The sequence below is a fragment of the Mycobacterium sp. genome (assembly GCF_049280035.1).
In the GTDB taxonomy this organism is placed as follows: Bacteria; Actinomycetota; Actinomycetes; order Mycobacteriales; family Mycobacteriaceae; genus Mycobacterium.
Map to the genome: position 1 here is coordinate 1 of NZ_JBAPPI010000150.1, position 6,007 is coordinate 6,007.

At 62.5% G+C, this 6,007-nt stretch carries 6 protein-coding genes; 4 read left to right on the top strand and 2 right to left on the bottom strand.

Going from position 1 to position 6,007, the window contains the following annotated elements; genetic code table 11:
* Positions 1–102: 102 nt before the first annotated feature.
* A complete protein-coding gene (locus WAN71_RS04875) occupies positions 103–657 on the bottom strand; it encodes a TetR/AcrR family transcriptional regulator (RefSeq protein ID WP_422224248.1) in 555 nt (184 codons plus the stop codon).
* Positions 658–851: 194 nt separating this feature from the next.
* On the opposite strand from WAN71_RS04875, the gene WAN71_RS04880 reads away from it, so the two are divergent.
* Positions 852–2,075, top strand: coding sequence for a cytochrome P450 (locus WAN71_RS04880; RefSeq protein WP_422224249.1), 1,224 nt, complete (start codon positions 852–854; stop codon positions 2,073–2,075).
* Here the strand turns inward: WAN71_RS04880 and WAN71_RS04885 are convergent.
* Positions 2,013–2,603 carry a TetR/AcrR family transcriptional regulator gene (locus WAN71_RS04885; protein WP_422224253.1) on the bottom strand — a complete coding sequence of 197 codons (591 nt, stop codon included), beginning with the start codon at positions 2,601–2,603 and terminating at the stop codon, positions 2,013–2,015. The two genes, WAN71_RS04880 and WAN71_RS04885, sit on opposite strands and share 63 nt — an antisense overlap.
* Positions 2,604–2,794: 191 nt before the next feature.
* Here WAN71_RS04885 and WAN71_RS04890 point away from each other — a divergent pair, with 191 nt between their 5' ends.
* The 3 genes from WAN71_RS04890 to WAN71_RS04900 all read left to right on the top strand — a co-directional run.
* Positions 2,795–3,829, top strand: a complete 1,035-nt coding sequence (locus WAN71_RS04890; protein WP_422224250.1) for a Rieske 2Fe-2S domain-containing protein — start codon at positions 2,795–2,797, stop codon at positions 3,827–3,829.
* On the top strand, positions 3,826–4,914 hold the full coding sequence (locus WAN71_RS04895; RefSeq protein WP_422224251.1) for a dihydrodipicolinate reductase: 1,089 nt from the start codon (positions 3,826–3,828) through the stop codon (positions 4,912–4,914). The genes WAN71_RS04890 and WAN71_RS04895 overlap by 4 nt, the downstream gene beginning before the upstream one ends.
* A gap of 196 nt (positions 4,915–5,110) precedes the next feature.
* A partial coding sequence (locus WAN71_RS04900) for a GNAT family N-acetyltransferase (protein WP_422224252.1) occupies positions 5,111–6,007 on the top strand: 897 nt, incomplete at its 3' end.

The following is a 6,007-nucleotide window of genomic DNA, read 5'->3' on the forward strand; positions in this document are numbered from 1 at the left end:
GGTGCTGGTCTGAATCATGACCGACAATTTATCGCCGAATCCGCCGTTGTTGTGTGAACGGAGGCACCGATTCCGTTTAACAGATGGGGCTGGTTCACCCGTTCAGTTGTCACTGCTGTAGGGCGGCCCGAGGAAGCGTTGCAGCATGATCTGTTGGTCGTTGGGGTCTTTGAGCGGCCAACACCACAGGGCCAAGAAGACGCGGATGAGCCATTGCGCGGCGAGCGCGTCATCGTTTTCGAGACCAAGCATTTCGGCGGCAAACCCGTTCACGGCGGGCGAGTTGGTGATCCAGTCGCTGATCGGAGTGTCGTGCATCGACCGCATCAAGTGAGCCAGCGGATCCGATTGCAGGCCCTGCAGGGCGAGGATGGTGGCGGTGACCACCCGGTCGGGCCCCTTGAGGTCTTTGATAGCGGCGCGCGCCGTGTCGACGATGCGCGCCGCCTGGATTGCAACGACGGCGTCGCGGATCGCGGCCTTGCCGCCGGCATGGCGGTAAATCGTCGCGGGCGAGCAATGCACCTGGGCTGCCAATGCCTCGATGGTGAAGGCGTCGTATCCCCGGCGGACAATCAGGTCGGCGGCCGCGGCATAGATCCGGTCAGCAGCTTCGCTTCGGCGATCCCGTCCGACTAGCCAGTCGTGCCGTGGCATTCCCCTGGGCTCCCGTGGTTGCAGCGTGCTGAAATGGTTTCCTCATGATGAGAATTTTCAGCGTGATTTTCTCACAGTAAAGCCCAGGTGGCACGGCGCACACGATTTCGGCCACCGTCGGCTCGGGTGGCAGCCGTTCCTCAACTTTGCCGCGCCCCGTTGACCCGGCGCCTGGTGACATCCAGCCTGAACCCATGACGGTCGTGGATGATCCGACCCAGTTCTTCAGCGCCGCGGCGTTGCAGGATCCGTATCCGTTGTATGACCGCATGCGTGCAGAGGCACCCGTGCACCGCATCAGCGACTCGATGTTCTACGTCGTGTGCGGCTGGGATGCGGTGCTCGAGGCTGTCGAACGAGTGGATGATTTTTCGTCGAACCTGACTGCGACGATGGTCTACCACGATGACGGCACCGTCACCCCGTTCGACATGGCCCCGCCCGGGGATCCATCGCACGCCCTGGCCACCGCCGATGATCCGGTGCACGCTCTGCACCGCAAGATCTTGTTGCCGCACCTGTCGGCCAAGCGGGTCCGGATCATCGAAGAGTTCGCGGCCGACACCGCGGACCGGTTGTGGGAGGACAACCTGCACGACGGGCGGATCGAGTGGATGAGCGCCATGGCTAATCGGCTGCCCATGATGGTCGTCGCCAGGCTGCTCGGCCTGCCTGATGACGACGCCGACAAACTCATCCGGCTCGGATACGCCGCCACCACGCTGCTCGACGGGATCGTCACTGCCGACCAACTCCAAGCGGCCGGAATGGCGGTCATAGAACTGTCCAGCTACGTCTTAAAACATTTCGAGAAACCCAGCGCCAACGCTGAACACGGCCTGATCGGTGATGTGGCCGCCCGCTGCGCGTCGGGCGAATTGGAGCAAACCCCAGCGCTGACAATCATGCTCACGCTTTTTGGCGCCGCCGGCGAATCGACGGCGTCGCTGTTGGGCAGCGCGGCCTGGATTCTCACCGATCGCCCCGAAATCCAACGGCAGGTTCGTGAGAATCCCGAATTGCTCGGCGTTTTCATCGAAGAGGCGTTGCGCTTCGAGTCGCCGTTTCGCGGCCACTTTCGACATGTGCTGCGCGATACAATGCTGGCCGGGGTCGAAGTGCCCGCCGATTCTCATCTGCTGCTGATGTGGGGAGCGGCCAACCGCGACCCGGCCCACTTCGACGCACCCAACGATTTCCGCCTCGACCGCACTACCGCGAAAGATCACGTGGCGTTCGGCAAGGGCGCGCACTTCTGTGTGGGAGCCGCGCTGGCACGTCTGGAAGCCCGCATCGTGTTGGGCATGCTGCTCGAGCGCACCCATTGGATCGAGGCCGCCGACGTCGGGGACTGGCTACCCAGCATCCTGGTCCGGCGCCGAGAGCGGCTCGAGATACGTTGCCAGGGCATTCGTTAGCCCTCGGCGGGCTTCGTCGAGGTCGGCATAAGAGCCGAGCTGGCGCTCGGAGACCAGCCCGCGCATCGCACCGGGGATCAGCGCGGCCACTTCGCGGACCCGTTGTGGGTCGACACCCAAACCGGCGAAGGCATTTTGACAGGTTTCCTGCCAGCTCTTACCCCACGAGAACAGTTCGGCGGCGGTGCGCGGGTAGAGACGTTCCAGCTCGCGGTGGTCGCGGGGGAGCGCCGCCCGCAGATTCTCAATCGCGCGGGAATCGTCGGACGCCAGGCCGTGGTAGAGGGTGTCGATGATCGCAGAAACCCGCTCGCGCAGCGGGGCATCCGGCTTGACACTGGCCCATGCCGAGAATGTCGCGTCGCGGCGCTCGGCGGTGCGGTGCAGCACGGCTGCCCAGAACCCGTCGACGTCGCCGAATTGATACTGCACCGCGCCCCAGGTAGCGCCGCTCTCCTTGGCGATTCGGGTTGCCGACACGGCACCCGGGTCGCCGGAGGCAAGCGAGCGCACCGCGGCGTCCAGCATCGTCTGGCGGGTGGCCAGTCCGCGCTTATTGCTACGCCGTTGATGCACTTGCACTTGCGCTGGCGTCATGGCATGGATGTTAGCGGGTTTTCGAGATTTTCATAGTGGCCACTAGGATTCTTTCGTTGAGCCGACTATGATTCCTGGCGTCGCCCTGAAATGGCAGGTAGGACGAGGAGGGAAGAAGGGACGTGGCCAAACCGCCGTTGTCGATGAAGCCGACCGGCTGGTTCCAAGTTGCCTGGTCCGACGAGATCGGCGTCGGCGATGTTCACACGATGAAGTACTTCGACCAAGAGATGGTCGCCTGGCGGGCTGAATCAGGTCAGCTCACCGTCATGAACGCCTACTGTGAACATCTCGGAGCACACCTCGGTTACGGCGGCAAAGTCGTCGGCGAGGTATTGCAGTGCCCGTTTCACGGATGGCAATGGAGCCACCAGGGCCGCAACGTCTGTATCCCCTATCAGGATCGCGCGAATCGGGGCCGGCGGATCCGGACCTACCCCGTGACAGAGCGCAATGAGTCGGTCTACATCTGGCACGACGTCGAGGGCCGAGCGCCGTACTTCGACGCGCCCGGCGTGTTCGCCGGATTCAATGACGGCAGCAGCGCCGACGACTATTACCCGCAGCAGAGGTTGTACCGGGAACGCCTGGAACTGCACCCGCAGTACGTGCTCGAAAACGGCGTTGACTTCGCCCATTTCAAGTACGTGCACAACACCCCGATCGTGCCGGTCTTCACCCGACACGACTTCGACGAACCGGTGTCCTTTGTCGACTTCACGATCACCTTCGAGGGTGACGACAACCAGAAGATCGAGGACATCGAGAGTCGCGTGGAGGCCGTCAACGGCGGTCTGGGGATCGCGGTGACCAAGAGTTGGGGCATGGTCGATAACCGCACCATTTCCGCGATCACCCCGGTCGACGAGTCCACCTCCGATGTCCGGTTCATGGTCTATATCGGCCGGACGCCGGGCAAGGATTCGGCTCGTGCCGAGACCAAGGCCCGAGAATTCGGACAGGAAGTGATCCGGCAGTTCGAGCAGGATGTCCACATCTGGGGGCACCAGCGCTACTCGGATCCACCCGCGCTGGCCACCGCCGAGTATGCGGGGTTCACCGCAATTCGCAAGTGGGCCAAGCAGTTCTATCCCGATGGCATTGGTGGCAGCCCCGCCGATGTGTACGCCGCATCCCAGAAAGGCACAACTGAATGAATGCACCCGCTCGGCCGATCCGTGTGTTTCAGGTAGCCACCGGAAACGTCGGCTCGGAGATGATCAAACGGATCGCCGCACAGCCCGATCTGGAACTCATCGGCGTGCACTGCTACTCGCCGGAAAAGATCGGCAAGGACGCGGGCGAGCTGGCGGGCCTGGCTCCCAACGGGGTCAAGGCGACCGGCAGCATCGAAGAGATCATTGCGGCCAAACCGGATGTCGTCACTTTCCATGGCGTGTTCCCCGACGAGGATCTTTACGTCAAAGTCCTTGAGGCAGGGATCAATATCGTCACCACCGCGGACTGGATCACCGGGTGGCACCGCGACAAGAATCACCCGCATCCGTCAGGCAAGCCGGTAACTCGGCTCTTGCAGGAGGCGTGCGAAAAGGGCGGCGCCACGTTCTACGGCACCGGAATGAACCCGGGGCTGAATCAGATTCTGGGCGTGGTGTGTTCGGCTGATGTCGCCGAGATTGAGAACGTCACGACCATCGAATCAGTGGATGTGTCGTGTCATCATTCGAAGGACACTTGGATCGAGGTTGGATACGGCCTGCCGGTCGATGATCCGGAGATCCCGGCAAAGCTTGAGAAGTACACCCGGGTCTTTGCCGACAGCGTGCTGATGATGGCCGACTGCTTCGATGTGGCGCTGGACGAAGTGAAGTTCAGCTATGAGCTGGGCGCGTGCACGAAAGACGTCGACCTGGGCTGGTACACCCTGCCCAAGGGCTCGTTGGGCGGTAACTACATCAAGTACCAAGGCCTGGTGAACGGCGTGCCGCGGGTCGAGACGCATCTGGAGTGGCAGATGACCCCGCACACCGACCCGAACTGGAACATCAAAGGCTGCTACATCAGCCAAATCACCGGTGATCCGTGCGTCTACAACAAGCACATGATCTTCCCCAAGCCGGGCGTCGATCTGTCCAATCCGGATAATTTCGCCTCCATCGGCATGACCGTGACCGGCCTGCCTGCGCTCAATGCGATCAAATCAGTAGTGGCGGCGCGGCCCGGCCTCATCACCAGCGCTGACCTGCCGTTACGCGGATTCGCGGGGCGTTTCAAGCGGTAGCTTTCGACACCACTGCACTGCTGCGCAGTCACCGGTGCTGCGCGGAGGTGCCGTCAGTGGCAGAGTCGGGGGTGAGCGCTGCGGTCTCACATGCGACAGGGATGCTGATAGACGAACTGTTGAGTTGGGTAGACAACATGGCTATGACGTGGGAATTGCCGTGGCCGCAGCTCCACGGCGGGACAGGGCCGGCGGCGTGACCACTATCGATCCGTCAAAGGATCACCCTGAGGCAACCGAAGAAATCACTCTGGGCCTACATGATGCGTCCCCGCCGCACCTTGTGGACGCGATGGCCAAAGATGTAGAGCTCGAATTAGGTTGGGGCAAACTAATTTTCGGCCAAACCTTCGCCGATGCCGCCACGCTGACCGAGGCGCTGCGACGGGAAGTGGCGGGGCGCCGCGACATCTGCATCTACGCGCGCGAGTCTCACGTGGTCGTCGCAGGAGCACCGACTGAGCTTTTCATCGATCCCAGCCACACCTATCGACTGCGCTTCACTGATGACTCGCCCGAGGAAAGCCTGGCTCCGCCGCCGATCGGTGTGACCGTGCGGACACTGAACGATGCGGCTGATGCCGACGCCATGAACCGCGTATTCGTGCGCTGCGGAATGGTCCCGTCGCCGGTTGAGACGATCTGGGACAACCACCTCCATGCCGACTCGGTGACCTACCTGATCGCGGTGCGTGACAACGACAACGCCGTGGTTGGCACCGTGACCGGTGTCGACCACAAAGTGTTCTTCAACGATCCGGAGCACGGATCTAGCTTGTGGACCCTGGCGGTCGACCCGGCTGCGTCGCTGCCCGGCATAGGCGAAGCGCTCACCCGGGCCTTGGCCGAGCACTTCCGCAGTAAGGGCCGCGCCTACCTTGACCTTTCAGTCGCGCACGACAACGCGGCGGCAATCGGTCTCTACGAGAAGCTGGGCTTTCGCCGCGTTCCAGTGCTGGCGATCAAACGCAAGAACGCGATCAACGAGCCGCTGTTCGCACCACCGCCGGAGACAGTCGACGACCTCAACCCTTATGCGCGGATCATCGCCGACGAGGCGATGCGCCGCGGTATCTGGGTAGAGGTTCTGGAT

Bases quoted from the DNA above. Each gene is read 5' to 3' on its own strand.
- WAN71_RS04875 (WP_422224248.1), bottom strand. From the start codon at position 657: ATGCCACGGCACGACTGGCTAGTCGGACGGGATCGCCGAAGCGAAGCT.
- WAN71_RS04895 (WP_422224251.1), top strand. From the start codon at position 3,826: ATGAATGCACCCGCTCGGCCGATCCGTGTGTTTCAGGTAGCCACCGGA.
- WAN71_RS04880 (WP_422224249.1), top strand. From the start codon at position 852: ATGACGGTCGTGGATGATCCGACCCAGTTCTTCAGCGCCGCGGCGTTG.
- WAN71_RS04885 (WP_422224253.1), bottom strand. From the start codon at position 2,603: ATGCTGGACGCCGCGGTGCGCTCGCTTGCCTCCGGCGACCCGGGTGCC.